Genomic DNA, 25,327 nt, shown 5'->3' on the forward strand with positions numbered 1-25,327 from the left:
TACGGAAGGAGAACCGACATGAGACACCAACCATTCCCCCCGCACCGTGAGCGCCCGGCCTTCGGCCCCTTCGCCCGCGGCGGTTTCGGAGATTTCCCCCCGGGCTGGGGCCCGGGCGGACCGCGCGGCGAGTTCCGGGGACGCGGCGGCCCACATGGCCCGCATCGCGGGCGGCGAGGACGCCGGGGCGACGTGCGCACCGCGATCCTCGCCCTGCTCGCCGAGCAGCCCCGGCACGGCTACGAGATCATCAGTGAGATCGCCGAACGCAGCGGTGGCTTCTGGCGGCCGAGCCCGGGCTCGGTCTACCCGACGCTCCAGCTGCTGGCCGACGAAGGTCTGGTCGTGGCTCGCGAAGAGGGCGGCAAGCGCCTGTTCGAGCTGACCGACGCGGGCCGCACGGCCGCCGAAGGCCAGGACGGGAAGCCGCCGTGGGAACAGATCGCCCACGACGTCGACCCCACCGAGGTCGATCTGCGCAAGGCCGGCGGGATGCTGGCCGCCGCGGCGGTCCAGGTCTCCCAGGCCGGGACCTCCGGTCAGAAGCGGCGTGCGGCGGAGATCCTCAACGAGGCCCGCCGCTCGATCTACGCCGTGCTCGGCGAGATCGACACCGACGACTCGGATGACACCGACGACACCGACGACTCGGACGTCACCGAGTGACCGGGCAGCACGAGGCCGGTGGGCTTGATGCGGACGAGCACGCGATAGCCCACCGGCACCGTGAAACCGGCCGCCGGGGAGTGCCGGCCGCGCGATCCGTTGTCCCGTAGGACTTCCTCGATGGCGCGGTCGGCCACCCCGGGGCTGAACTCGATGCGCAACACCGCCGACAGGCTCTCCGCGTCGGGGAACCACCACCGGGCCGTCACCCGCCGGCACCGGAAACCCTGGGCCGCGAAGAAGTCGTCCACCGCGGCCGGGTCGTAGTCGGGCAGGTCGGCCCGCATCCACCTCCCGTACGGCTCGCTGGAGCCGTCCAGATCCACGATCGCGAGCGCTCCCCCGGGCCGCAGCACGCGGTCCGCCTCCCGCAGACCCGGTTCGCAGCCGGGCCCGAAGAAGTACGCGGTGCGGGCGTGGAGCACGTCGGCACTGGCGTCCGGCACCGGGAGCAGCTGCGCGGAACCCCGCAGCACCCGCACCCCGGACAGCTCCGCGACACGGCGTTCGGCCCGGCGTACCAACGGTTCGTGTGGTTCGACGCCGGTCACCGACCGTGCCGTCGCGGCGAAGTGCGGCAGGTGGAACCCGTCCCCGCAGCCGACGTCGAGCACGTCCTTGCCGGCCCAGTCGCATTCCGCGGCCAGCACCCGCCAGATGTCGCCGCCCACGTCCTGGGCGCGGTTCTCCAGCTCGTAGGTGTCCGGGTAGTACCAGATGTTGGGGCTGGGCAGGACGTCCGCCCGGGACGTGGTCCGCTGCCCACGCCGGGCGATCTTCCACACACCGCAAGGATAATCGAGCGGTTTCCCGGGACGCGGTGCGTCTTCCGCTTAGACTGCTGCCTTCCCCACCGATCGGAGGCGGTATGTCCGTCGGATCCTCGGCCCCGTCGCCACTCCCGTCCGGTGTGCCCTGCTGGGTCGAACTCGCCAGCGTGGACGAGGCGGCGTCGCACCGGTTCTACGAAGGGCTGTTCGGCTGGACGTTCCTGCTGAGCCGCGATCCCGCGACGCGTACCGGCCGCTACCTGATCGGCACGCTCGGCGGCGTGCCCGTCGGCGGCCTGTACCAGGCCGCGCCGGGCCAGGCGAGCGCGTGGATGGTCAACATCTCGGTGCACAACGCGCACACGGCGGCGAACTGGGTGCGGCGCCTCGGCGGGACCGTCACGCTGGAACCGACGGTGCTGCCGCAGCGCGGCTGCATCGTGCACGGGATCGAACCCTCCGGGGCACCGTTCGTGCTGTGGCAGCCACCGCCGGACTGGGTGTTCGCGACCGGCTATCCGAACACCTTCGACGGCGCCGACCTCAACACCCGCGACGGCGCCGCCGCGGACCACTTCTTCTGCCGGCTGTTCCAGTACACGAGCCTGCAGGTGGGCGACAGCCGCGGCATCGACTACGCGGAATGGCGGCTGGAACAGGAACCGGTGCTCTACCGGTACGTGATGGGCCCGGAGTACCCGCCGCAGACGCCACCGCACTGGATGGTGTACTTCGCGGTCGATCCGGCGCGCGGCGCGGACGCCACCGCCGGGCACGCACTGATGCTCGGCGGCACCGTGCTGGTCGAGCCCTACGACACGCCGTGGGGCCGCATGGCGATCCTGGCCGACCCGGCCGGCGCGGTGTTCTCGATCATCGATCACACGCAGGTCGGTGAGGGCTGGGGCCGTGCCGAGGTGGACGACCCGTACGACGACTAGCGCTGTACCTACCAGTAGGTACAATCGGGAGATGTGGAACTCCGGGTCCTCCCCGCTGCACCGGGTGGTGGTGCTGGACCAGCTGCTGCCGGAATCGTTGCCGGTGCGTCGGGTGGAGATCCGGCGGATCACCATCGCACCCGGCTACGCGGCGGGGCTGCACATCCACAACGGCCCGGTGTTCGGCAGCATCGAGACGGGCTCGGCGATCTACCAGATCGAGGGCGGACCGGAGACCATTCTCCGGCCGGGCGACGTGTTCTACGAGCCGGAAGGCGTACGGATCGCCCGGTTCGACGCGCAGGAGGACGGCGTCACGTTCCTCGGGTACTTCCTGCTGCCCGAGGGCGCCGACGCCGAACTCGTCTTCCCCGACCCCCAACCGGGCTAGGGCAGGAACGCCGACAACAGCAGGAACGACACCACCGCGGACGGCAGCAGCGAGTCCAGCCGGTCCATCAGGCCACCGTGCCCGGGCAGCAGCGTGCCCATGTCCTTGATCCCCAGGTCCCGCTTCATCAGCGACTCCACCAGGTCGCCCAGGGTGGCGGTGAGCACGATCGCGACGCCGAACACCACGCCCTGCCACACGTGCCCGTCGAGCAGCAGCGTCAGGGTCAGCGAACCGGCGACGACACCGGCGACCAGCGAACCGGTGAACCCCTCCCACGTCTTCTTCGGGCTGATCGACGGGGCCATCGGGTGCTTGCCCTTGAGCACACCGGCGACGTACCCGCCGGTGTCCGACGCGACGACCCCGATCAGGAACGCCAGCACCCGGCCCACCCCGTCGGCGGGCGGGATGAGCATCGCCGCGAACGCGCCGAACAAGGGCAGGTACGCGGCGGTGAACACGGACGCGCAGATGTCCCGCAGGTAGCCGTCGGCACCGCCGGGCAGCCGCCACAGCAGGCACGCCAGGACGGTGACCGCGAACGCGATCAGCGCCCCCCGGTAGCCGAACGGCCAGGCGAGCCAGATCATCGCCTGGCCACCCACCAGCAGCGGGACCAGCGCGAGGCGGATCTTCGCGGCCCGGCCGAGCGCCTGCGCGAACTCGTACGTGCCGACGGCGATCGCCGCCGCGATGATTCCGATGAACAGGTACCGCACGGTGAGCAGCGACACGAGGATCGCCGCGCCCAGCAGCAGCCCGACGCCGATCGCCGCGGGCAGGTTCCGGCCGGCCCGGGACGTTTTCTTGGCCGGTTCAGCCGGCTCCGGAGAAGCCACGGGGGCCTTCTCGCGTTCTTCGCTCACCTGGGGCATCAGACCTCGAGCAGCTCGGCTTCCTTGTGTTTGACGAGCTCCTCGACCTTCGCCACGTAGTTGTCGGTGAGGTGCTGCAGTTCCTTCTCCGCGCGCGCGACCTCGTCCTCACCCGCCTCGCCGTCCTTGGCGATGCGGTCGAGCTCCTCCTTGGACTTGCGGCGCACCCCGCGGATGGTGACCTTCGCGTCCTCACCCTTGGCCTTGACCATCTTCACCATCTCGCGACGGCGCTCCTCGGTCAGCTGCGGGATGGTGATGCGGATGATCTGACCGTCGTTGCTCGGGTTGACCCCCAGGTCGGACTCGCGGATGGCCTTCTCGATCGCGCCGAGCTGCCCCTGGTCGTAGGGCTTGACGATCACCATGCGGGCCTCGGGGATGTTGACGCCGGCCACCTGGTTCAGCGGCATCATCGAACCGTAGGCCTCGACCATGATGCGGGCGAACATGCCCGCATTGGCCCGGCCGGTCCGCACCGACGACAGATCCTCCTTGGCGAAGGACACCGCTTTTTCCATCTTTTCCTCGGCATCGAGGAGGGTCTCGTCGATCACGGCTACTCCCGTTGTCTGTGCTGTTGTTCCCGGTCCCCGGCTGTCAGGCGCTCGGCCCGGCCATGGGGCTGCTCACCAACGTGCCGATCCTCTCACCACGCACCGCCCTGGCGATGTTCCCCTCGGTGAGAAGGTTGAACACGATGATGGGCATGTTGTTGTCCATGCAGAGGCTGAAAGCGGTGGCGTCGGCGACCTTGAGCCCGCGCTCGAGCACCTCGCGGTGGCTGATCTCGGCGAACATCTTCGCGCTCGGGTCGCTCTTCGGGTCGGCGGTGAAGACGCCGTCCACGGCTTTCGCCATGAGCACCGCGTCGCAGCCGATCTCCAGCGAGCGCTGGGCGGCCGCGGTATCGGTGGAGAAGTAGGGCATCCCGGTGCCGGCGCCGAAGATCACGACACGGCCCTTCTCGAGGTGCCGCTCGGCGCGCCGCGGGATGTAGGGCTCGGCGACCTGGCCCATGGTGATGGCGGTCTGCACGCGCGTGGGCACGCCTTCCTTCTCCAGGAAGTCCTGCAGCGCCAGGGAGTTCATCACGGTGCCGAGCATGGCCATGTAGTCGGCCCGGTCGCGGTCCATGCCGCGCTGGGACAACTCGGCGCCGCGGAAGTAGTTCCCACCACCGATCACCACGGCCATCTGAACGCCGGTGCGGACGACGTCCGCGATCTGCACGGCCACGGAGTGCACGACATCGGGGTCGAGGCCGAGCGCTCCCCCGCCGAACATCTCGCCACCCAGTTTCAGCAGCACCCGCCGGTAACCGCCGTCGGCTCGTTTCGCCTCACCCATGTCCGTCTCCGCCCGATCGGTGCCGCCCTGTGGTGCCTGCCGTCGCGAGTGTGCCCCGTCCCCGTGTTCACGGAGACGGGGCACCTCACGTCACTGCCGTCGCGTTACGGCTGGCCGACCTCGAACCGGGCGAACCGGGTGACGGTCACGCCGGCCGCGTCGAGCAGCGCCTTGACGGTCTTCTTGTTGTCGATCACCGACGGCTGCTCGAGCAGCACGGTGTCCTTGTAGAACGCGTTGACCTTGCCCTCGATGATCTTGGGCAGCGCCTGCTCGGGCTTGCCCTCGGCGCGGGCGGTCTCCTCGGCGATGCGACGCTCGTTGTCGACCAGGTCGGCCGGCACGTCCTCGCGGGTCAGGTACTTCGGCTTGAGGGCCGCGATCTGCAGCGCCGCGCTGCGGGCCGCCTCGGCCGCGCCGTCGCCACCGCCGGTGTACTCCACCAGCACGCCGACCGCCGGGGGCAGGTCGGTGCCACGGCGGTGCAGGTAGGTCGCGACCTGACCGTCGAAGGCCACCACTCGGCGCAGCACGAGCTTCTCGCCGATCTTGGCGGCCAGCTCCTGCACGGCGTCGCCGACCGACTTGCCGCCCTCGAGCTCGGCAGCGGCCAGCTTCTCGACGTCGTCGGTCTGCAACGTCTGCGCGACCTTGACGATCTTGTTGGCGAGCTCCTGGAACTGCTCGTTCTTGGCGACGAAGTCGGTCTCGGAGTTGATCTCGACCAGCACGCCGCCGTCGCCGGCGACGAGACCCTCGGCGGTGGCGCGCTCGGCGCGCTTGCCGACGTCCTTGGCACCCTTGATGCGCAGGAACTCAACGGCCTTGTCGAAGTCGCCGCCGCTCTCCTCGAGCGCCTTCTTGCAGTCCATCATGCCGGAGCCGGTGAGCTCGCGGAGACGCTTGACGTCCGCCGCGGTGTAGTTCGCCATCGTGCGGTGTCCGTTCCTCTCGGAAAGTGTGGGGGCCGCGCCTGCGCGGCGCGGCCGTGCCGGAAAGATTCAGGAGGCGGTGGTCTGCTCGGCCGGGGCCTCGCTGCCCTTGAGCAGGTCCTGCTCCCACTCGGCCAGCGGCTCGTCGGACACGCCCGGCTCGGGCTTGTCCTGGCCCTCGGCGGCCGGGGCGGAACCGTTGCGGCTGGAACGGGCCATCAGGCCCGCGGCGGCGGCCTCCGCGACCACCTTGGTGAGCAGCGCGGCGGAGCGGATCGCGTCGTCGTTGCCCGGGATCGGGTAGTCGACCTCGTCCGGGTCGCAGTTGGTGTCCAGGACCGCGACGACCGGGATGTTCAGCTTGCGCGCCTCGCCGACGGCGATGTGCTCCTTCTTGGTGTCCACGATCCAGACGGCGCTCGGCACCTTCTGCATGTCGCGGATACCGCCGAGGGTGCGCTCCAGCTTCTCCTTCTCGCGGGTCAGCGTCAGGATCTCGCGCTTGGTCAGTCCCTGGAAGCCACCGGTCTGCTCCTGGGCCTCGAGCTCCTTCAGGCGCAGCAGCCGCTTGTGGACCGTCTGGAAGTTGGTCAGCATGCCGCCGAGCCAGCGCTGGTTGACGAAGGGCATGCCCACGCGCTGCGCCTCGCGGGCGATCGCCTCCTGGGCCTGCTTCTTCGTGCCGACGAACATGATCGTGCCGCCGTGCGCGACGGTCTCCTTGATGAACTCGTACGCACGGTCGATGTAGCTCAGCGTCTGCTGCAGGTCGATGATGTAGATGCCGTTGCGCTCGGTGAGGATGTAGCGCTTCATCTTCGGGTTCCAGCGGCGGGTCTGGTGCCCGAAGTGCACGCCGGAATCGAGCAGCTGCTTCATGGTGACGACGGCCATGGCCGGATTCGCACCTCTTCTGTGTAGCGCGCGCCCGTGGGCACGCTGGCCGGTTTTGCGTCGCCGTCGGCCGGGTGGCCGGCGACCCTGGTGCCGTGCCGATACCCGGACCCCGTGGATCACTCCTCGGGGACCGCCGGGCGTCGTGGGTTCCGTGGACGGAACCTGCACGTACACGCGAAGTCGACCTGTCGTGACAGGCCGCGCGAACAGTGTACGCCCTGGCGGCGCGCCGTTCACCAGGGGCAAGGATGCCAACCCCGGTCGGGTGGTCCGGGCGGTCCCGGGTCCGTGGCGGGGCAGATGAGCGGCGGGGGGCGCACTTCCGCCGCACCACGTGTCCGGGCCGCGAGGTGGGCCCCAGTTGTCCACAAGCGGCCGAGTTGTCCACAGATTTCGGTGGTGCCCGTTGCCGGACCCGATCGTGCGCCAGGCTGGGTTGATGATCGTGGTGATTCGCCGACTGCTGGGGGCGCTGCTGGTCAGCGCCGGTGCGCTGACCGGGGTGGCTGCTGCCGTGGGCCCGCCGCCCGGGCCGGTGGCCGCCCCGCCGGACAGCGGGGCGACGTTCGCGACCGACGCGAGTGGGCGGTCGTACCGGGGCGAGGTCGTCGCGGACGGGCGGGTGTCGCCGTCCGCGTACGCCCGCCCGCTGGTGCCGACGGCTGCCGACCGGCGGGTGCCGCCTGCCGAGGTGATGCCCGATCGGCCGGAGCCGCGCTTCGGGTGGCCGCTGGCGCCGCCACCGGCCGTGGTGCGGCCGTTCCAGGCACCCGCCGATCCCTACGGGCCGGGCCACCGCGGTGTGGACCTCGCCGCCGTGCCTGGCCAGCAGGTGCTCGCCGCCGGGCCGGGCGTGGTGGTGTTCGCGGGGATGGTCGCCGGGCGCCCCGTGGTCTCCGTGGACCACGACGGCGGGCTCCGCACGACCTACGAGCCGGTCACGCCCACGGTTCCGGTCGGGACGCAGGTGTGGCAGGGGCAGCCGATCGGTGTCGTCGAAGCGGGACATCCGGGCTGCCCGGTCGAGGCGTGCCTGCACTGGGGCGTGCGCCGCGGCGAGGAGTACCTGAACCCGCTGACCCTGGTCCAGAACAACGCGCGGATCCGCTTGAAGCCATGGGGTGGCTAGACGCCGCCCGCAAGGCCCGGCTCAGACGCCGGCCTGCTCGGTCAGCCGCGCACGCAGCCGGAGGACCGCGCGCGTGTGCAGCTGGCTCACCCGGGACTCCGTAACCCCGAGGACACGGCCGATCTCGGCGAGCGTCAGCCGTTCGAAGTAGTACAGGCTGACCACGATCCGGTCGCGTTCGGTCAGCTGGGCGATGGCCTCGGCGAGCTGGCGCCGGTTGTCCCGGTCGACGAGGACGGCCACCGGGTCGATGGCGTCGTCGTCGGGAAGGGTGTCGACCAGTGAACCGCTCTCCCGGCCGGCCGCCACCAGATCCTCGAGCGCTACGACGCTGGTCAGCTGGAGCTGGCTGTAGAGGTCGCGGAGCTCGTCCAGGGTGATGCCGAGTTCCTCGGCGACCTCGTTGTCGGTCGGGGTGCGGCGCAGCCGTCCACCGAGCCGCTCCAGCGCCCGCTCCACCTCGCGGGCGCGGCTGCGCACCACCCGGGGCACCCAGTCCTGGGACCGGAGGTCGTCCAGGATCGCGCCGCGGATCCGCTGCATCGCGTAGGTCTCGAACCGCAGGCCGCGCTCCGGCTCGAACTTCTCGATGGCATCGATGAGGCCGAAAATGCCGGACTGGATGAGATCGCCGACGTCGACGTGCGTCGGCAACCCCGTCCCGACCCGGCCGGCGACGTACTTCACCAGCGGCGCGTAGTGCAGCACCAGCCGCTCCCGCAGCCGCTGCTCGGGGCATGCGCGGAATTCGCGCCACAACGCCTGGATCGCGGAGTCGCCGTCACCCGGGCCGCGGGCGGGAGGAGCACTCGCCTGCGCACCATCGCCCGTAACCGCCGCCGTGGTCGTCGCCTCACCAGCCGCCGCCGCTGCGCCGCCGTCCGGCGCTCCAGCCGGGCGGGCGCCCCGATCCGCGGCGGGCTCCTTCGACTCGGCGGGGACGTTGTCGTCCGTGCGCGACGTCGGCAGCGTCGGGCGCCCCGCCTGGTCGCAGGCAGGGCGGGCTGAGGTCGCTCGCAACTCGGCCGTCACGCGGAAACCGTTCTCGGCAGCGGGCTCAGGTCGTTCTCCGGGCTCGTACGGGGTGAGCGGCGCCGACGATCCTGCCTGCCGTCCTCCGAGGTCATCGGGATCGGGGGTGGGCTTGGTCATGGATCGCCTTCAACCGCTCGACGGTCACGTGGGTGTAGAGCTGTGTCGTGGCAAGCGTAGCGTGACCGAGCAGCTCCTGAACGCTGCGAAGGTCCGCACCGCCCTCGAGCAGGTGCGTTGCCGCGGTGTGCCGTAGCCCGTGCGGGCCCATGTCCGCCGCCGCGGGCACCGCCTCGAGGGCTTCGTGCACCACCCGCCGGACCGTCCGCGGATCCAGGCGGCCACCACGCACGCCGAGGAACAGCGCGGACGGATTCGGCTTCGCCACCGCACCGGCGACCACCGGACGGCCGTGCTCGAGCCAGGTGCGCAGGGCACGGTCCGCGGGCGCGCCGAAGGGCACCATCCGCTCCTTGCCGCCCTTGCCGAGCACGCGGACCAGCCGGCGCCCGAAGTCCACGTCGTCCACGTCGAGCCCGCACAGCTCCGAGACCCGGACGCCGGTCGCGTACAGCAGTTCGAGGACGGCGTGGTTTCGCAGGGTGACCGGCTCCTGCTCGGCGGCGCCACTTCCGGCGGCGGTGAGGACGCTCTCCGCCTCGTCCGGCCGGAGCACCGACGGCAGGGTCCGGTGCACCCGCGGCGCCACCAGCTTCGCCCCTGGGTCCTGATGCAGCACGCCCTGCCGGCGCGCCCAGGCGGTGAAGGTCCGGGCCGAGGCGGCTCGCCGGGCGAGCGTGGTCCGCCCCGCACCCGTGTTGCGCTGGTCGGCGAGCCATGACCGGAGTGCGCCGATGTCCAGCCCGTGGAGGGCCGGGACGTCCGGTTGCGGCTCCTCCCCGTGCAGGAACGCCAGCAGGGACACCACATCCCCGACGTAGGCACGCACCGTGTGCGGCGACAGCCCCCGCTCGAGCCGGAGGTGCCGCTCGTAGTCGTCGACCAGGCCCGCGGCGGAGCGCGGCAGGGTGTCCCGGAGGGCGTGCACATCCACCTTCCGGCTCCGAGATTCCCTTGCGGACATGGTTGCTCACGCTGCGCGAAGGGGCGCGTCCGGTCAAGCATCGCCACACCGGCGGCCGATGACGATCGCATCACCTCCTCGTCCTGCCCCGCCACCCGCTGTCGCAACGCTCGGCGAGCTCGTCGAGCTCGAGAGCGGGCAGCAGCGCCCGGACCCGGGCGACCGGCACCCCGGATTCCGCGGCGATCTGCTCGGGAGATTTACCCTCGCGTCTGTGCAGCGCCTCGTGGACACGCAGGGCATCGGGGCCGAGACCGTCCGTCGGCCGCTTCGCACGCACCTTCTCCGGCGGGGGCGTCCCGAGCCGTCCCACGGTCTCGATGACGTCCTCGACCGAGGCCACCAGCGTCGCGCCGGCATCACGGATCAGCTCGTGGCACCCGACCGACATCGCGGAGGCGATGGACCCCGGGACCGCCATCACGACCTTGCCGAGCGTCCGGGCCGTGGTCGCGGTGTTGCGGGCCCCGCTGCGCCGGCCGGCCTCGACGACCACGGTGCCCTCGCTCAGCGCCGCGATCAAGCGGTTGCGGACCAGGAAGCGGTGACGGGCCGGTGGCGTGCCCGGCGGGTACTCGCTGACCACCAGGCCGCCGTGCTCCGCGATCTTGTCGAGCAGGACGAGATGGCCGGCCGGATAGCCCGCGTCGAGGCCGCAGCCCAGCAACGCGACCGTGGTGCCGCGCGCGGCCAGCGCTCCGCGGTGCGCGGCGCCGTCCACGCCGTACGCCGCCCCGGAGATGATCGGCACTCCCCGGCCCGCCAGCGAGTAGGCCAGTTCTCCGGCCACGTGGTCGCCGTAGTCGGAGGCCGCACGGGAACCGACTATCGCCACGGCCTGTTCGGTGGCCTCGTCCAGCCGGGTACGGCCGCGCACCCACAACGCGAGTGGCGGGGCGACGCCCGGCACACCGCGCGCTGCGGCGAGTTCGAGGGACAGCAAGGGCCAGCCCGGCCACGCGTCGTCCTCCGGCGTCAGCAGCCGCATACCGAGACGTTCGCCCTCGTCGAGGTCGCGCTGCGCCCGGTCGTGCTTCCGCCGGGCTTCGGTCTCGTCACGCACCCGGCTCGGGCACTCGCCCGTCCGGATCGCTTCGGCCGCTGCGACCGGCCCGTGCTGGGCGACGAACTCGACGACAGCCGGCGCCGGCGGTTCGGCGACCCGCAGGAGATAGGCACGGGCGAGGCGCACGGCGGCGGAGCCGGAGGGGCCGGCGGTGCCGGGTGGTTCGGGGGCCGGAGCCCGCGTGGTGCTCATGCCGCCCTCCGGTCCCGGAACTCCAGGGCGGCGGCCACGTGGTCGGCGTCCGGCTCGCCGGCTTCGGCGAGGTCGGCCAGCGTCCACGCGATGCGCAGGCACCGGTCCGCGCCGCGGGCGGTGAGCGCCCCGCGTTCGAGGCTCCGGTCCAGCAGGGCGGTGGCCCCGGGCGGCAGGGCGAACTCCCGGTGGAGGGCGGGACCCGGCGCCTCCGCGTTGGTCTTCCACCCGTGCGCGCTCCAACGGGCGGCGGCACGGTCTCGAGCCGCCAGGACCCGTTTGCGGACCACCTCCGTCGGCTCCGGTTCGCGGCCCTCGTGGCGGCTCATCGCGGTCAGCGGGCGCAGCCGGACCCGCAGGTCGACGCGGTCGAGCAGCGGCCCGGACAGCCTGCTCAGGTAGCGGCGGCGTTGGGTCGGGGAACACGAGCAGTCGGTCTCCCGGGGCGGGGCGCACGGGCACGGGTTGGTGGCCATGATCAGCTGGAACCGCGCCGGATAGCGGACCGAGCCGCGTGCCCGGGCGATGCGGACCTCGCCCTCCTCCAGGGCGGTGCGCAGTGAGTCCAGGCGTTGCGCCCCGAACTCCGCCGCTTCGTCCAGGAACAGCACCCCGCGATGGGCCTGGCTGACCAGCCCCGGCGTGGCGATCCCGGCACCACCACCGATCAGCGCGGCTTCGGACACCGAGTGGTGCGGGGCGATGAACGGCGGAACCTTGATCAACGGCGTGATCGGCGACAACTGTCCGTACACCGAGTGCACGGCCGTGACCTCCAGCGACTCCTCCGCCGTGAGCATCGGCAGAAGCCCCGGCAGGCGCCTGGCCAGCATCGTCTTCCCCACGCCGGGCGGGCCGGTGAGCAGGAGGTGGTGCCCGCCCGCGGCCGCCACTTCCAGCGCCCAGCGCGCTTCGGGCTGTCCGATGACGTCGGCCAGGTCGGGCACTCCGGGTGGCGCGGCCTCGGCCGGGGGGTCCGGCCGGGCGAGCGCGTTCTCGCCCTCCAGCCAGGCCACGACGTCGCGGAGCCGGGCCGCGCCGTAGACCTCCACTCCGTCCACGAGTGCCGCTTCGAACAGCGAGTGCGACGGGACGATCGCCCGCTTGACGCCCGCCTTGCGCGCGGCGAGCAGGCCGGGCAGGACACCGCGGATCTCCCGGACACGCCCGTCGAGCGCCAGCTCCCCCAGCAGAACGGTGCCGAGCAGGCGGGTGGCCGGGACCTTCCCCGCGGAGGCCAGGACGGCCACCGCGATCGCGAGGTCGTAGCCCGATCCGAGCTTGGGCAGGTTCGCCGGGAACAGGCCGAGGGTGAGCTTGTCCTCGGGCCAGTGCTGGCCGGAGTTGCGGATGGCCGAGCGGACCCGGTCCTTGGCTTCGCGCAGACCCGCGTCGGGCAGGCCGACCAGTTTGATGCCGGGCAGGCCGCCGCCCAGATCGGCCTCGACCTCGACCAGGCGGCCGTCCAGACCGACGAGCGCCACCGACCAGGCGCGTCCGATGGGCATCAGAACGCCCCGGGGATGTGCCGGACGCGGGGCTCGCCGCCCGGCTCGGCGTAGACGGCGATGACGTCGAACCGGACCCGGCACCAGCCGACGCGGTGGATGCTGAGCCACTGCCCGGTCAGGCGCCGGATACGGGCGATCTTGTCCGCCGTGACGGCCTCGGCGGGGTCGCCGAAGCTCTCCCGGGTGCGGGTCTTGACCTCGCAGATGACCAGGGTGCGGCCGTCGGTGGCGACGAGGTCGAGCTCGCCCTGGCGACAGCGCCAGTTCCGGGACAGCACGACGAACCCGAGCTTCTGCAGGTGGCGGACGGCGATGTCCTCGCCCCTGCGGCCGAGTGCGAGATGGCGAGCGGGTCTGGCCGCGGTGGTCATGGCAGGTCCCCCAGGGTCGGTGGTCGTTCACTGCCTCCGACGGTGCCAGGACCAGGGGTTTCGCCGACAGATGCCGTTGCCGGACCTGTGGACAAGTGGGGTGTTGTGGACAACCGCGGTGGGCCGCGGCCGGAGACGGCGGAATTGTCGGACCCGTCTGGTATCCGCGCGCGGCGGGCCCGGAGCTCGCGACAGCGCGCAGAAAGCAGCGGGGACGCCCCCACCTGGAGGACGTCCCCGTGCACGGCCGAACCGGCTCAGCCGGAGAAGGGCCCCTCCTCCGGGAGCCGCAGCTCGGGCTTTTCCAGCTCCTCCACGTTCACGTCCTTGAACGTGATCACGCGAACGTTCTTCACGAACCTGGCCGGACGGTACATGTCCCAGACCCACGCGTCGGACATCCGCACCTCGAAGTAGACGTCTCCCCCGCTGTCCCTGACCTGCACGTCCACCGCGTTGGCCAGGTAGAACCGCCGCTCGGTCTCCACCACGTACGAGAACTGGCTGACGATGTCGCGGTACTCGCGGTACAGCGACAGCTCCATCTCGGTCTCGTACTTCTCGAGATCCTCTGCGCTCATGAAATCCGCGCCCCTCCTCGCGAGTTCAACCGGCCTTCGGCGGCGGAACTCCCATTCTGAACCACGGCGCCCTCCAGAGCACGTACCGGAGCATCGGACTGCCCCAAGGCGGCGGCGGTGAGCATCACCTTCCGCGGCGGACGCATGCCGTGCGCGGCCGCCGCGGCCGCCACATTGGTGTACGACCACCGGTGTACCTCACACGGCCCGTGTTCGACGAGCGCCGCGCCGTGGTCCAGGGTGGTGTACCCCTTGTGCACGTCGAATCCGTACACCGGGTACAGCCCGTGCGTCTCGGCCATGATCCGGTCCCGGGTCACCTTGGCGAGCACCGACGCCGCCGCCACGCAGGCGACCGCCCGGTCCCCCTTGATCACCGGCACGCTCGGAGCCGGCAACCCGGGCACCTTGAACCCGTCCGTCAGCACGTACCCGGGGCACTCCCGCAACCCGGCCACCGCCCGGCGCATGCCCTCGATGTTGGTGACGTGGATACCGAGCTGGTCCACCTCTTCGGGTGAGATGACGACGATGCAGTAGTCCAGGGCGCGGGCCACGATCCGCTCATACACCCGCTCGCGGGCCGGTGCGGTGAGCAGCTTCGAGTCGTTCAGCTCCGCCAGCCGGGCCGCGTCCCCCGGCCGGAGCACGCACGACGCCACGACCAGCGGACCGGCACACGCCCCGCGGCCCGCCTCGTCGACCCCCGCCACCGGGCCGAGACCCCGCCGGTCCAGCGCCGATTGCAGACCCCACGCGGTTTCGCCCCGCACGATCGCCCTCGGCGGACGGAACGAGGCCGAGACCAGCGTGGCCGAAGACCTACCCAACCTGGTTACCGCTTTCGCTCGACCGCCTCGCGCACCTTGGCGCCCAGTCGCCGGCCGCCCCACAGCACAGGCCACGCGGCGACGGCCCCGAGCCCGAGCGGGACGCCTTCCTGCCACGCCGGCGCGCTCATCCCGAGCGCCACCGGCTGCGCGGCCGCCTGCGGGTCGTGGTCACTGACCCCACCCCACCGGCTGGGCGGCAACACGATGACCCGGGCCTTGCCGATGATGTCGTCCACCGGCACGGCCCCGCGGACCCCGCCACCACCCTGGCAGCGCGAGTCACACGAGTTGTTGCGGTTGTCGCCCATCACCCACACATAACCCTGCGGCACCGTCACCGGATCGAAGGACTCCTGGCGCTGGTGGTCCGGATCCTCCCAGTGGATGTACGGCTCGTCCAGTGCCTTGCCGTTGACCACGACCCGGTTCTGCGCGTCGCAGCACTGCACGGTCTGGCCGCCGGTCGCGATGATCCGCTTGACGAAATCCCGCTCGTCCGGGGGCGCCAGGCCGAACACCGATCCGATGTTCTGGAAGAAGCGCACCACCGGGTTGGACGACCGCTCGCTCTCGGTTTCGTTCTCCACCCACGGTTCGGGGCCCTTGAACACCACGACGTCACCCGGTTCCGGGTCGGTGAAGTCGTAGGTGATCTTGTCGACCAGAACCTTGTCGCCGTAACACCCGGTGCACCCGTGCAGCGTGGTTTCCATCGATCCCGAGGGAATCGTGTACACCCGCGCCAGGAATTGCTGGAACACGAATGCGAGCACCAGCGCCACAACCACCAGGATCGGCAGCTCTACCCAGAACGAGCGTTGCTTCTTGGGTTTCCGGCGACGCCTTTTCCGATTTGCACCGGCATCGCCGTGCTCGTCCGGATCGGGGCGTTCGGGCTCGTCCTCAGCGGCGCTGGAGGGCACAGGTTCGACCACTTCGCCAGGCTATCGGAGAGCGTCCGAGCCCTCAGGACGCGGTCGGAGCCTCGCGGCGCTCCTTGATCTTGGCGGCCTTGCCGCGCAGCTCACGCAGGTAGTAGAGCTTGGCGCGCCGCACGTCACCGCGCTTGTGCACCTCGATCTTCGAGATGTTCGGGCTGTGCACCGGGAAAGTGCGCTCCACGCCCACACCGAACGAAACCTTGCGAACGGTGAAGGTCTCGCGAATACCGCCACCCTGGCGGCGGATCACGACGCCCTGGAAAACCTGGACACGCTCACGGTTTCCCTCGATGACGCGAACGTGCACCTTCAGCGTGTCACCCGGGCGGAAGTTCGGGATGTCGGAACGCAACGACTGAGCGTCCAGGGCGTCCAGGGTGTTCATCGGGAGTCCGTCCTCGTCCTTCGTCTGTCTGGCAGTCATCCGAGCACGCGCACGCTCACCAAGGGGCAGGCGACCCGGGGGCTTGTGGCAGGCGCGCACCACCGGTACGGCCAACCTGTCAAGTATGGCAGACGCGTCCCCGGCCGGATCACCCGGCCTGCTGCCGCTGCGACCGGACACGGTCCAGCACGGCGAGATCGCGCTGGTCCAGCGTACCGTCCGGCAACCGGTCGAGGAGATCGGGGCGGCGCAGCAGGGTCCGCTCCAGCGCCTGGTCGCGCCGCCACCGGTCGATCAGCGCGTGGTTCCCCGAGCGCAGCACCTCCGGCACGGCCAGGTCGCGCCACACCTCCGGGCGCGTGTAGCTGGGGCCTTCGAGCAGGCCGTCGGAGAACGAGTCCTGCTCGGCGGACACCGGGTTGCCCAGCACGCCGGGCAGCAGGCGGACGGTGGCCTCGACCATCACCAGCACCGCGGCCTCGCCGCCGACCAGCACGTAGTCACCGATGGACACCTCGTCGACCGGCATCCGGCGCGCGGCGTCCTCGATGACCCGCTGGTCGATGCCCTCGTACCGGCCGCACGCGAACACCAGGTGCTTCTCACGGGCGTAAGCGCGCGCCGTCTCCTGGGTGAACGGCCGGCCCGCCGGCGTGGGCACCACCAGCCGGGTGTCCGGCCCGCAGACCGCGTCCAGCGCGTCGCCCCAGACCTGGGGCTTCATGACCATGCCGGGGCCGCCACCGTAGGGCGCGTCATCGACCGCGCGGTGCACGTCGTGGGTCCAGTCCCGCAGGTCGTGCACCCCGACCTCGACCACGCCGCGCTCGATGGCGCGGCCCAGCAACGCGGCCCGCAACGGGTCCAGGTATTCGGGGAAGATGGTGACGACGTCGATCCGCACGGCGCGAGCGTAACCAGCCGCTCAGCCGGCGTCGTCGAGCAGGCCCTCGGGCGGCTCGATGACGACGCGTCCGCCCGCGACGTCCACCACGGGCACGATGGCCTGCACGAACGGCACGAGAACGGTGCGCCCCTCGCGGTCGAGCGCGAGCAGCTCGCCGTGCGGCGCGTGCACGACTTCGGTGACGGTGCCGACGACCTGGCCGTCGCTCAGCTCGGCACGCAAACCCTCGAGTTCGTGGTCGTAGAACTCGTCCGGGTCGTCCGTGGGGGGCAGATCGGCGGTGTCGGCGAGGAGCAGGGCGCCACGCAGGGCCTCCGCGGCCTCACGCGTGACGACCTGCTCGAAGGTGACCAGCAGCCGCCCGCTGTGCGGGCGGGCGGCTGCGATGGTCAGCGGGCGCGTGGTGCCGTCGCGGAAACGCGCGGTCACCGGAGCGCCCTCGCGGAAACGTTCCTCGGGCGAGTCGGTCCGGATGTCCACGGCGAGTTCGCCGCGCACACCGTGGGCCTTGGCGACCCGCCCGACGACGACCTCCACGGACGGGTCAGCGGTCGGTGTCGACGACGTCCACCCGGACGCCGCGGCCACCGATGCCGCCCATGACGGTGCGCAGCGCGGTCGCGGTCCGCCCGCCACGGCCGATGACCTTGCCGAGGTCGTCCGGGTGGACGTGGACCTCGAGGGTGCGGCCGCGGCGGGTGGTGATCAGATCGACCCGGACGTCGTCCGGGTTGTCCACGATCCCGCGCACCAGGTGTTCGAGGGAGTCCGCGAGGAAGCTCACGCCTCGTCCTTCGCCGCCTCGTCGTCGGCCTTGCGGGCCGGCTTCTTCTTCGGCGTGGTGGCCTCGTTCGCGGGCTCGTCACCGGCGGCCGCGAGGGCCTGGTTGAACAGCTCTTCCTTGGTCGCCTTCGGCGCGGCGACCTTCAGCGTGCCCTCGGCGCCCGGCAGGCCCTTGAACTTCTGCCAGTCACCGGTGATCTCCAGGATGCGCTGCACCGGCTCGGTCGGCAGCGCACCGACACCCAGCCAGTACTGGGCGCGCTCGGAGTCGACCTCGATGAAGCTCGGCTCCGACTTGGGGTGGTACTTGCCGATCGTCTCGATGGCCTTGCCGTCCCGGCGGGTGCGCGCGTCGGCGACGATGATGCGGTAGTACGGCGCACGGATCTTGCCGAGGCGCTGGAGCTTGATCTTGACGGCCACGGTGTGTGGGTACTCCTTGGTTCTCTGCGTGCTCGCGGGTGTCGGGTCACGATCCGTGTGGGGACACCGGACGAGTACCCGAAGCTTTCGGTCGCCACGGCACGGTGAGAGGGCCCGGCCGCAGCAGGCAAGCGACAATTGTGCCAGACGCGGTGGCGGGCCCCGCACCGGGCGTCTAGATGGCCATCACGCCGAGTGCGGTGAGCAGCATCGCCACGGCGGGCAGGAAGTTGTTCATCTGGTGGGCGACGATGCTGCCGAGCAGGCGGCCGGTGAACAACCGGGCCAGCCCGATCGGGATGGCGATCACCAGCAGCAACGTGGTGCGCAGCGGTTCCAGGTGGCTGGCCGCGAAGACCGCCGTGGACAGCAGGAACGCCGCCAGCCGCGCCCACTTCTCCTGCCCCCAGTGCAGCCGCTCGACCGCGCCCCACAGCAGGCCCCGGTAGATGATCTCCTCGCAGATCGGCCCGAGCAGCCACAGGTAGGCGAACATCACGATCGCCGCGCTCACCGACATGGGTTGCTCCTCGACCAGCGCGCTGATCGCCGACCCGGCGTTGGCCTCGCCGACCGCCTGGGTCCAGATGAACGCGCTCACCGTGGTCAGGACCAGCCCGAAGGCGCCGAGCTTGAGCCCGAGCTTCACGTCGGCCCAGTGCCAGGACAACCGCAGGTCGATCGCCGGCCCGTTGCCACGCAGCCGGGTGATCAGGACCGCGGCCAGCGCGGCGAGGACCGTCGGGGCCATCGTCCCGATCAGCACGTCCCGCGCCGGCAGCGGCTCACCCGGCGGGGCCGGGCCGAACAGGACGCTGACGAACGCGGCGGAGGCCAGCAGCACGGCCTCGACCACCAGGAAGGCGCCGAAGCCCCAGCGGTGCGCCGGCGCGGACTCGGCGGCGGGCAGATCGGGCCGCTCGAGCTCGCCCGGATGTGCCGTCACGGCCTGCCTCCCTCTGATCCTCGCCCAGCACCTCCCGAGCCTAGTAGCCATGGCCGGCGCACTCAGGACCCGGTGAACAGCAGCAACGCGGGGGCCAGGTTGTTCGCCGCGTGCGCGACGAAACTCGCCCCCACCCGGCCGGTCCGCCACCGCGCCGCGCCGATCGCCACCCCCTGGACGAGCAGCGCCAGCGTCCGGGTCGGCTCGCCGTGCAGGTAGGCGAAGACGACCGCGGTGAGCACCACGATCACCCACTGCGGGAGGCGGTGGTGCTCGAGCGCCCCCCACAGCGATCCCCGCACCAGCAGCTCCTCGGCCATCGGCGTGGCAACCACCACCACGACGGCGGCCAGGGCCAGCCACACCAGTTCGTCGCTGCCGCCGCTCTCGGCGAGGTCGGTGAGCGGGCTGTCGGAGACCCGGTCGGTCCCGTAGACGCCGAGCAGCACCAGGTTCACCAGGTAACCGGCCAGCAGCGCGAGCACACCGCAGGCCAGGCCCACCTTCACGTCGCGCAGGGTCGGCAGCCACCCGAAGTCGGCGTGCGGCCCGCTGCCCCACCGTTTCGAGGCGACCAGCGGCGCGAGACCGAGCAGCAGGCTGGGCACGAACGCCAGCAGCAGGACCGGCCCGACGTCGAGCAGTTCCAGCGGGTCCACGCTGGCGTGCCCGGACCGCAGCACGGTCATCACCACCGTGACGAGGTGGTACGCACCGAGACCGGCGAAGAACGCGAGAAATCCCCAGTGCGCGCCCAGAACCAGCCGGCTGCGCACTTCCTCCCCGACGTCCTGGCTCAGCCTCGACCCGCTCATGGAGTTCAGGCTAGGTGGCTGGGCGCGATCGTTCGACCCCGGGCCGTGAGCGCTCAGCGAACGAGTGCGCCACGCAGGACGATGTGCCGCGGCGCGCGCAGCGCGGACAGGTCCTCGCGGGGATCGCGGTCCAGGACCAGGAAATCGGCGGGCGCGCCCTGGGCGATGCCCGGGTGGCCCAGCCAGTCCCGTGCCGCCCAGGAGCCCGCCGCCAGCGCCTGCTCCGCGGTCATCCCGGCACGCCGCAGCGCCGCCAGCTCGTCCACCAGGCGGCCGTGCGCGATCATGCCGCCGGCGTCGCTGCCCGCGTACACCGCGACGCCGGCGTCGAGCGCGTTGCCGACCAGCTCGCCGGCCCGGGCGTGCAGCGCGCGCATGTGCGCGGCGTACCGCGGGTACTTGCCGGCCTGGTCGGCGATACCCGGGAAGTTCTCGATGTTGATCAGTGTCGGCACCAGCGCCGTGCCGCGGCGCGCCATCTCGGCCAGCAGCGCGGGGTCCAGGCCGGTGCCGTGCTCCAGGCAGTCGATCCCGGCGCCGATCAGCCCGGGCAGCGCGTCCTCGCCGAACACGTGCGCCGTGACGCGGGCACCGGCCTCGTGGGCGACCTTGATCGCCTCGGTGAGGACGTCGTCCGGCCACAGCGGAGCGAGATCGCCCACCGAGCGGTCGATCCAGTCGCCGACCAGCTTGACCCAGCCGTCGCCGTCGGCCGCCTGCTCGGCGACGGCGGCGGGCAGCTCGTCCGGGTGCGCGAGGTCGAGACCCAGACCCGGGATGTAGCGCTTGGGCAGCGCGAGGTGCCGCCCGGACCGGATGATCCGCGGCAGGTCGTCGCGTGCCTGCAACGGACGGGTGTCAATCGGCTGGCCGCAGTCGCGGATCAGCAGCGTGCCGGCGTCCCGGTCGGCGAGCGCGTTGGCCGCCGCCCCGTCGAGGCCGGTCGGCCCGTCCGGCCCGATCGCCGGGTGGCAATGCGCGTCGACCAGGCCCGGCACCAGGAACCCGTCCTGGACGAGCGTCGCCGCGCCCTCGACGGGCGTGAACGTGATCGTGCCGTCGCTGACCCAGACATCGCGCCGCACGCCGTCCGGCAGCACCACCGCGCGCAGGTGCATCTACTTGTTCTTCGGCAGCTTGAACTTGGCCGGGTCGAAGCCCGGGACGTCGTTCATGCCGCCGCCCAGCTGGGACAGGTCGGGCATGCCACCGCCGGCGGGCGGGAGCATCGGCATGCCGCCGGGGAACCCGCCACGCACCTTCGGCTGCGTCGGGCCCTTGCCCTTCTTCCCCTTCTTGCCCTTCTTGCGCTTGGTGGCGCTGCCGCCGCCGAAGCCGAAGCGGCCGGCCATCTGCTGCATCATCTTGCGGGCTTCGAAGAACCGGTTGACCAGGTCGTTGACCTCGCGCACGGTGACGCCGGAGCCGACCGCGATGCGCTGGCGCCGCGAGCCGTTGATGATCTTCGGATCGGCCCGCTCCGCCGGGGTCATGCCGCGGATGATCGCCTGCAGGCGGTCCAGGTGCTTGTCGTCGACCTGGGCGAGCTGCTCCTTCATCTGCCCCGCGCCGGGCAGCATGCCCAGCAGGTTGCCGATCGGGCCCATCTTGCGGACCGCGAGCATCTGCTCCAGGAAGTCCTCCAGCGTGAGCTGACCGGTGCCCAGCTTCGCCGCGGCCTTCTCGGCCTGCTCCTGGTCGAACGCCTGCTCGGCCTGTTCGATCAGGGTGAGCAGGTCGCCCATGCCGAGGATCCGGCTCGCCATCCGGTCCGGGTGGAAGGTGTCGAAGTCCTCGAGCTTCTCACCGTTGGAGGCGAACAGGATCGGCTGGCCGGTGACCTGGCGCACGGACAACGCCGCACCGCCCCGGGCGTCACCGTCGAGCTTGGTGAGGACCACCCCGGTGAAGCCGACGCCGTCGCGGAACGCCTCGGCCGTGGTGACCGCGTCCTGACCGATCATCGCGTCGACGACGAACAGGACCTCGTCGGGTTCGACCGCGTCCCGGATGTCGGCGGCCTGCTTCATCAGCTCCTCGTCGACACCCAGCCGTCCGGCGGTGTCGACGATGACGATGTCGTGCTGCGCGTGCCTGGCCTCCTCGACGCCGCGGCGGGCCACGTCGACCGGGTCGCCGACGCCGTTGCCGGGCTCGGGCGCGAAAGTCGGCACGCCCGCTCGCTCACCGACCACCTGCAGCTGGGTGACGGCGTTGGGGCGCTGGAGGTCACAGGCGACCAGCAGCGGCGCGTGCCCCTGCTTCTTGAGGAACAGCGCGAGCTTGCCGGCCAGGGTCGTCTTACCGGAACCCTGCAGACCGGCGAGCATGATCACGGTCGGCGGGTTCTTCGCCAGGCTCAGGCGGCGGGTCTCGCCACCGAGGATGCCGATGAGCTCCTCGTTGACGATCTTGATGACCTGCTGCGCCGGGTTGAGGGCCTCGGAGACCTCGGCGCCCTTCGCGCGCTCCTTGACGTGCGCGATGAACTCCCGGACGACGGGCAGCGCGACGTCGGCCTCCAGCAGCGCGATGCGGATCTCGCGCGCGGTGGCGTCGATGTCGGCGTCGGTCAGCTTCCCCTTGCCCCGCAGGTTCTGCAGGACCGAGGTGAGCCGGTCGGAGAGGGTGTCGAACACGGGTGTGCACGCTCCAGCTGGTCGTGGTTGTCCGCCTGCGGCGTCTCTCCAGGGTAGCCGCTGGGTGCGGGTGCCCTGTCAGGCCCGCCGCGCACGGCCACGGCCGGGTGGGCACGCCCGAACGTGGCGCGGGACGCAACCCGTGGCGGGGAACGAAGTGCGGGTGGCCCGCCCCCTCGACGGGCCACCCGCACTCCCCCTGCCCCCTGCCCCCCGGTGGCCCGCCCCCTCGACGGGCCACCGGCAGACGCCGCACCGCCGGTCTCCGGTGCTCGCCCACCCCCAGTACCGGCGAGAACCATCGGGCGGCCGCGGTGCGACGTCCTCAGACTGCCGGTTCCGGGAGCGGCGGGGCAGCGTGAGAACCCCCAAGTGGCGCTAGGTAGATCTACTCAGGGGTCCGGCCGGCCGCGCTCGCCGCGCGGTGGTGTGACCCATCTCCGCCAACGGCATGACGCGGTTCCCGCAAAAAATTCCGCGCCCCGCTCCCCGACCGTTCGCATCCAGCCACGCTAGCGCGAGTAGAACACTGTTCAACAGCGACGAACGGGTGATCACGACGCCGCGGCGAGCACCGCCCGTTCGACCCGCTGCCGCCATCCCGGGTCCAGCCGGCCACTGCGCGGCGAGATCGCGAAGGAGTCCACGACCGCGGCGCCGAGCGTGGCGACCTTGGCCCACTTCACCTCGGCGTCGCAGGACCGCAGGGCCCCGGCGACCCGGTAGAGCAGCCCGATCCGGTCCGTGGCCCGCAGTTCGAGCACGACCGTGCTGGATCCGCCGGTCTCCTCGTCGAACCACAGCACCTTCGGCGCAGCCGCCACGCGGGTGGGCTGGTAGTCACGTTCCTTCGCGGCGATCTTCGCCTCCAGCGGGAGCACGCCGGAAACAGCCCGCGCGAGCTGCTCACGCAGCAACGCCGGGTCGGGCGGCGATCCGAACTTCGGCGACGCGGTGAAGATGCCGGCCCGTCCGCCGTCGTGGCCGCGCAGTACCGCGGTGTGCACTTCCAGCGAGTGCAGCGCGAGGACTCCGGCCGTGGGCGCCAGCAGGTCCGTGTGTGCCGGCGCGGCGACCACGACGGTCGCCACCTTGCCGTCGGAGGTGATGAGCACCTCACCGCGACCGGACGCGACGGCCGCGGCGACCAGCTCGCGCCGCCGGGCGTCCAGCGGCTCCGGCGGCCGGAACCCGTGGCCCTGCACGACCTGACGGCACCGGTGGACCAGGCCGGCGACCAGACCGGCCTTCCAATCGGTCCACATGCCCGGGCCGGTGGCGAGCGAGTCGGCCTGCGTCAGCGCCTGCAGCAGCTCCAGCAGGACCACGTCGTCGCCGACGGTCGCGGCCACCCGCGCGATCGTGCCCGGCTCCTCGATGTCGCGCCGGGTCGCGGTGTGCGCCAGCAGCAGGTGGTGCCGCACCGCACCCGAGACGAGCGCGGCGTCCGGACCGGACAGGCCGATCCGGCGGGCGACCTCGGCGGAGATCGCGGCGCCCAGCTCGGAGTGGTCGGCGTCGCGGCCCTTGCCGATGTCGTGCAGCAACGCGGCCAGCAGCAGCAGGTCCGGCCGGGACACCGTGGTGGTGAGCTTCGCGGCCTCGACCGCGGTCCGCACCAGGTGCCGGTCCACCGTCCACGAGTGCACCGGCTCGCGCGGGGGCAGGTCCCGCACGGCACCCCATTCCGGGAACAACCGGGCCCACAGGCCGGTGCGGTCCAGCGCTTCCACCGCGTCGACCAGGCCCTCCCCCGCACCGAGCAGCTCGGTGAGCGAGTCGCGCGCCTCCGCCGGCCACGGCGTGCGCAGTTCCGGGGCCGACTCGGCGAGAGCGCGGAGGGTGCCGTGCGAGATCGGCGCGCGGGTGCGGGCGGCAGCGGCGGCGACCCGCAGCAGCAGCGCGGGGTCCTTGGCCGGCACCGCATCCCTGGCCAGGGCCACCTCGTTGCCGTGCAGCACGACGCCGTCGGCCAGTGGGGTCCGGCTCGGCCGCCGCCCGAAACGGCCGCGCGGCGGTTCAGCGGTGGCGCGCAACGCCACGTCGACGGCATAGCCGACCGCCCGGCCGGCACCGGACAGCTTGCGCGCGAGCGCGAAACGGTCGCCGAACCCGAGCTCGGCGGCCACCAGCCCGGCGTCCACACCGGACAGCACGTCCCGGTCCCGCCGCAGTTCACGGCGCAACTCGGTGCGCACGTCCAGCAACAGTTCCCGGGCCTGGCGCAGTTCCTCCCCCGGTCGGTCGGTGAGCTGGGCGGCGGCCAGCGCCCCCAGCACACCGAGGTCACGCAGGCCGCCCCGGCCGTACTTGAGGTCGGGTTCGGCGGACTGGGCGATCTCCCCGCTGCGCTGCCAGCGCAGCCGGGTCGACTCCGCCAGTTCCGGCAGACGGGTGCGTGCGGTGCGCCGCCACTGGTCCCGCGCGGCCGCGGCGAGCCGGCCGGTCAGCTCGGCGTCCCCGGCGAGGTGCCGGGCGTCGAGCAGTCCCATCGCGGTGCGCAGGTCCGCGGAAGCGACCTGGAGCGCCTCCCCCGGCGTGCGGACCGAGTGGTCGAGGCCGATGCGCGCGTCCCACAGCGGGTACCACAGCGCGTCCGCGATGGTGGCGATGTCCGGGTGCTGGTCGTGCAGCAACACCAGGTCCAGGTCCGAGAACGGCACGAGCTCGCGCCGGCCGAGGCCGCCCACGGCGACCAGCGCGACACCCGGTCCGGTGCCCACGCCCGCCGCCGCGGCGGCCTTGCCGAGCCGGAACTCGTACAGGTCGACCAGCGCGGCGCGCAGCGCGGGCGCGCCGAGCCTGCCGGGCCGGCCTGCCAGCAACCGGTCCACCGCCTCGGCGAGCTCGCCCCCGGCCATCCG

The 25,327-nt window shown here is 71.9% G+C and carries 28 protein-coding genes; 4 read left to right on the plus strand and 24 right to left on the minus strand.

Features of this window, described 5'->3' with window-relative positions; all coding sequences use genetic code 11:
- The first annotated feature begins 192 nt into the window (after positions 1-192).
- Positions 193-666 carry a helix-turn-helix transcriptional regulator gene (locus FHX45_RS08630; protein ID WP_167098455.1) on the plus strand — a complete coding sequence of 158 codons (474 nt, stop codon included), beginning with the start codon at positions 193-195 and terminating at the stop codon, positions 664-666.
- Here the strand turns inward: FHX45_RS08630 and FHX45_RS08635 are convergent.
- Positions 588-1,451 carry a methyltransferase domain-containing protein gene (locus FHX45_RS08635; RefSeq protein WP_167098458.1) on the minus strand — a complete coding sequence of 288 codons (864 nt, stop codon included), beginning with the start codon at positions 1,449-1,451 and terminating at the stop codon, positions 588-590. The two genes, FHX45_RS08630 and FHX45_RS08635, sit on opposite strands and share 79 nt — an antisense overlap.
- A gap of 83 nt (positions 1,452-1,534) precedes the next feature.
- Here FHX45_RS08635 and FHX45_RS08640 point away from each other — a divergent pair, with 83 nt between their 5' ends.
- Both FHX45_RS08640 and FHX45_RS08645 read left to right on the plus strand, forming a co-directional pair.
- Positions 1,535-2,377, plus strand: a complete 843-nt coding sequence (locus FHX45_RS08640) for a VOC family protein (RefSeq protein WP_167098461.1) — start codon at positions 1,535-1,537, stop codon at positions 2,375-2,377.
- 31 nt (positions 2,378-2,408) lie between these two features.
- Positions 2,409-2,768, plus strand: coding sequence for a cupin domain-containing protein (locus FHX45_RS08645; RefSeq protein WP_208405855.1), 360 nt, complete (start codon positions 2,409-2,411; stop codon positions 2,766-2,768).
- Here the strand turns inward: FHX45_RS08645 and FHX45_RS08650 are convergent.
- From FHX45_RS08650 to rpsB, 5 genes are all read right to left on the minus strand, one after another.
- Positions 2,765-3,646 (minus strand): phosphatidate cytidylyltransferase, encoded by an 882-nt coding sequence (locus FHX45_RS08650; protein ID WP_167098464.1) that lies wholly within the window; start codon positions 3,644-3,646, stop codon positions 2,765-2,767. The genes FHX45_RS08645 and FHX45_RS08650 overlap by 4 nt on opposite strands.
- A complete protein-coding gene (frr, locus tag FHX45_RS08655) occupies positions 3,646-4,203 on the minus strand; it encodes a ribosome recycling factor (protein WP_167098467.1) in 558 nt (185 codons plus the stop codon). The genes FHX45_RS08650 and frr overlap by 1 nt, the downstream gene beginning before the upstream one ends.
- Before the next feature lie 43 nt (positions 4,204-4,246).
- Positions 4,247-4,996: a UMP kinase gene (gene pyrH, locus FHX45_RS08660; RefSeq protein WP_167098470.1), complete on the minus strand. Its 750-nt coding sequence runs from the start codon at positions 4,994-4,996 to the stop codon at positions 4,247-4,249.
- Between the two features lie 104 nt (positions 4,997-5,100).
- Positions 5,101-5,928, minus strand: a complete 828-nt coding sequence (gene tsf / locus FHX45_RS08665; protein WP_167098472.1) for a translation elongation factor Ts — start codon at positions 5,926-5,928, stop codon at positions 5,101-5,103.
- A 69-nt stretch (positions 5,929-5,997) separates the two neighbouring features.
- Positions 5,998-6,822, minus strand: coding sequence for a 30S ribosomal protein S2 (gene rpsB, locus FHX45_RS08670; RefSeq protein WP_167098475.1), 825 nt, complete (start codon positions 6,820-6,822; stop codon positions 5,998-6,000).
- 442 nt (positions 6,823-7,264) lie between these two features.
- Here rpsB and FHX45_RS28725 point away from each other — a divergent pair, with 442 nt between their 5' ends.
- Positions 7,265-7,954 (plus strand): M23 family metallopeptidase, encoded by a 690-nt coding sequence (locus FHX45_RS28725; protein WP_424923796.1) that lies wholly within the window; start codon positions 7,265-7,267, stop codon positions 7,952-7,954.
- A gap of 21 nt (positions 7,955-7,975) precedes the next feature.
- Here the strand turns inward: FHX45_RS28725 and FHX45_RS08680 are convergent, their stop codons facing one another.
- The 18 genes from FHX45_RS08680 to FHX45_RS08765 all read right to left on the minus strand — a co-directional run bounded on the left by FHX45_RS08680 (position 7,976) and on the right by FHX45_RS08765 (position 25,324).
- On the minus strand, positions 7,976-8,986 hold the full coding sequence (locus tag FHX45_RS08680; protein ID WP_341771398.1) for a FliA/WhiG family RNA polymerase sigma factor: 1,011 nt from the start codon (positions 8,984-8,986) through the stop codon (positions 7,976-7,978).
- Positions 8,987-9,077: 91 nt separating this feature from the next.
- Entirely contained in the window at positions 9,078-10,070 is a 993-nt protein-coding gene (locus FHX45_RS08685) for a tyrosine recombinase XerC (protein WP_167098478.1), read from the minus strand.
- Between the two features lie 70 nt (positions 10,071-10,140).
- Positions 10,141-11,328 carry a DNA-processing protein DprA gene (dprA, locus tag FHX45_RS08690; RefSeq protein WP_167098480.1) on the minus strand — a complete coding sequence of 396 codons (1,188 nt, stop codon included), beginning with the start codon at positions 11,326-11,328 and terminating at the stop codon, positions 10,141-10,143.
- Positions 11,325-12,836: a YifB family Mg chelatase-like AAA ATPase gene (locus tag FHX45_RS08695; protein ID WP_167098483.1), complete on the minus strand. Its 1,512-nt coding sequence runs from the start codon at positions 12,834-12,836 to the stop codon at positions 11,325-11,327. Before FHX45_RS08695 ends, dprA begins: the two co-directional genes overlap by 4 nt.
- Positions 12,836-13,210, minus strand: a complete 375-nt coding sequence (locus FHX45_RS08700; RefSeq protein WP_167098486.1) for a YraN family protein — start codon at positions 13,208-13,210, stop codon at positions 12,836-12,838. Before FHX45_RS08700 ends, FHX45_RS08695 begins: the two co-directional genes overlap by 1 nt.
- Before the next feature lie 257 nt (positions 13,211-13,467).
- Positions 13,468-13,791, minus strand: a complete 324-nt coding sequence (locus FHX45_RS08705) for a DUF2469 domain-containing protein (RefSeq protein WP_167098488.1) — start codon at positions 13,789-13,791, stop codon at positions 13,468-13,470.
- A complete protein-coding gene (locus FHX45_RS08710; protein ID WP_341771647.1) occupies positions 13,788-14,567 on the minus strand; it encodes a ribonuclease HII in 780 nt (259 codons plus the stop codon). Before FHX45_RS08710 ends, FHX45_RS08705 begins: the two co-directional genes overlap by 4 nt.
- A 59-nt stretch (positions 14,568-14,626) precedes the next feature.
- The gene (lepB, locus tag FHX45_RS08715; RefSeq protein ID WP_167098494.1) at positions 14,627-15,559 is read right to left on the minus strand and encodes a signal peptidase I; all 933 of its coding nucleotides are present in this window, start codon (positions 15,557-15,559) and stop codon (positions 14,627-14,629) included.
- A gap of 31 nt (positions 15,560-15,590) precedes the next feature.
- Complete coding sequence (gene rplS / locus FHX45_RS08720) at positions 15,591-15,950, minus strand: 50S ribosomal protein L19 (RefSeq protein WP_167108638.1); 360 nt, start codon at positions 15,948-15,950, stop codon at positions 15,591-15,593.
- A gap of 148 nt (positions 15,951-16,098) precedes the next feature.
- The gene (gene trmD / locus FHX45_RS08725) at positions 16,099-16,854 is read right to left on the minus strand and encodes a tRNA (guanosine(37)-N1)-methyltransferase TrmD (protein WP_167098496.1); all 756 of its coding nucleotides are present in this window, start codon (positions 16,852-16,854) and stop codon (positions 16,099-16,101) included.
- A 21-nt stretch (positions 16,855-16,875) separates the two neighbouring features.
- On the minus strand, positions 16,876-17,394 hold the full coding sequence (gene rimM / locus FHX45_RS08730) for a ribosome maturation factor RimM (protein ID WP_167098499.1): 519 nt from the start codon (positions 17,392-17,394) through the stop codon (positions 16,876-16,878).
- 7 nt (positions 17,395-17,401) lie between these two features.
- Positions 17,402-17,641: an RNA-binding protein gene (locus FHX45_RS08735; RefSeq protein WP_017987579.1), complete on the minus strand. Its 240-nt coding sequence runs from the start codon at positions 17,639-17,641 to the stop codon at positions 17,402-17,404.
- Complete coding sequence (gene rpsP / locus FHX45_RS08740) at positions 17,638-18,063, minus strand: 30S ribosomal protein S16 (protein WP_167098502.1); 426 nt, start codon at positions 18,061-18,063, stop codon at positions 17,638-17,640. Before rpsP ends, FHX45_RS08735 begins: the two co-directional genes overlap by 4 nt.
- Positions 18,064-18,238: 175 nt before the next feature.
- Positions 18,239-19,009: a CPBP family glutamic-type intramembrane protease gene (locus FHX45_RS08745; RefSeq protein ID WP_167098505.1), complete on the minus strand. Its 771-nt coding sequence runs from the start codon at positions 19,007-19,009 to the stop codon at positions 18,239-18,241.
- A gap of 62 nt (positions 19,010-19,071) precedes the next feature.
- Entirely contained in the window at positions 19,072-19,824 is a 753-nt protein-coding gene (locus FHX45_RS08750) for a CPBP family intramembrane glutamic endopeptidase (RefSeq protein WP_167098508.1), read from the minus strand.
- Positions 19,825-19,877: 53 nt separating this feature from the next.
- The gene (locus FHX45_RS08755; protein WP_167098511.1) at positions 19,878-20,942 is read right to left on the minus strand and encodes an amidohydrolase family protein; all 1,065 of its coding nucleotides are present in this window, start codon (positions 20,940-20,942) and stop codon (positions 19,878-19,880) included.
- Entirely contained in the window at positions 20,943-22,463 is a 1,521-nt protein-coding gene (gene ffh / locus FHX45_RS08760) for a signal recognition particle protein (RefSeq protein ID WP_167098513.1), read from the minus strand.
- Between the two features lie 554 nt (positions 22,464-23,017).
- A complete protein-coding gene (locus FHX45_RS08765; RefSeq protein ID WP_167098516.1) occupies positions 23,018-25,324 on the minus strand; it encodes a [protein-PII] uridylyltransferase in 2,307 nt (768 codons plus the stop codon).
- Positions 25,325-25,327: the final 3 nt, after the last annotated feature.

It is taken from the genome of Amycolatopsis granulosa (genome assembly GCF_011758745.1).
Lineage (GTDB): Bacteria > Actinomycetota > Actinomycetes > Mycobacteriales > Pseudonocardiaceae > Amycolatopsis_E > Amycolatopsis_E granulosa.

Excerpts from the sequence above, each read along its gene's own strand:
- FHX45_RS08640 (WP_167098461.1), top strand. The coding sequence starts at position 1,535 with ATGTCCGTCGGATCCTCGGCCCCGTCGCCACTCCCGTCCGGTGTGCCC.
- FHX45_RS08645 (WP_208405855.1), top strand. The coding sequence starts at position 2,409 with ATGTGGAACTCCGGGTCCTCCCCGCTGCACCGGGTGGTGGTGCTGGAC.
- FHX45_RS08650 (WP_167098464.1), bottom strand. The coding sequence starts at position 3,646 with ATGCCCCAGGTGAGCGAAGAACGCGAGAAGGCCCCCGTGGCTTCTCCG.
- pyrH (WP_167098470.1), bottom strand. The coding sequence starts at position 4,996 with ATGGGTGAGGCGAAACGAGCCGACGGCGGTTACCGGCGGGTGCTGCTG.
- tsf (WP_167098472.1), bottom strand. The coding sequence starts at position 5,928 with ATGGCGAACTACACCGCGGCGGACGTCAAGCGTCTCCGCGAGCTCACC.
- rpsB (WP_167098475.1), bottom strand. The coding sequence starts at position 6,822 with ATGGCCGTCGTCACCATGAAGCAGCTGCTCGATTCCGGCGTGCACTTC.
- FHX45_RS28725 (WP_424923796.1), top strand. The coding sequence starts at position 7,265 with ATGATCGTGGTGATTCGCCGACTGCTGGGGGCGCTGCTGGTCAGCGCC.
- FHX45_RS08685 (WP_167098478.1), bottom strand. The coding sequence starts at position 10,070 with ATGTCCGCAAGGGAATCTCGGAGCCGGAAGGTGGATGTGCACGCCCTC.
- dprA (WP_167098480.1), bottom strand. The coding sequence starts at position 11,328 with ATGAGCACCACGCGGGCTCCGGCCCCCGAACCACCCGGCACCGCCGGC.
- FHX45_RS08695 (WP_167098483.1), bottom strand. The coding sequence starts at position 12,836 with ATGCCCATCGGACGCGCCTGGTCGGTGGCGCTCGTCGGTCTGGACGGC.
- FHX45_RS08700 (WP_167098486.1), bottom strand. The coding sequence starts at position 13,210 with ATGACCACCGCGGCCAGACCCGCTCGCCATCTCGCACTCGGCCGCAGG.
- FHX45_RS08705 (WP_167098488.1), bottom strand. The coding sequence starts at position 13,791 with ATGAGCGCAGAGGATCTCGAGAAGTACGAGACCGAGATGGAGCTGTCG.
- rplS (WP_167108638.1), bottom strand. The coding sequence starts at position 15,950 with ATGAACACCCTGGACGCCCTGGACGCTCAGTCGTTGCGTTCCGACATC.
- FHX45_RS08750 (WP_167098508.1), bottom strand. The coding sequence starts at position 19,824 with ATGAGCGGGTCGAGGCTGAGCCAGGACGTCGGGGAGGAAGTGCGCAGC.
- FHX45_RS08755 (WP_167098511.1), bottom strand. The coding sequence starts at position 20,942 with ATGCACCTGCGCGCGGTGGTGCTGCCGGACGGCGTGCGGCGCGATGTC.
- FHX45_RS08765 (WP_167098516.1), bottom strand. The coding sequence starts at position 25,324 with ATGGCCGGGGGCGAGCTCGCCGAGGCGGTGGACCGGTTGCTGGCAGGC.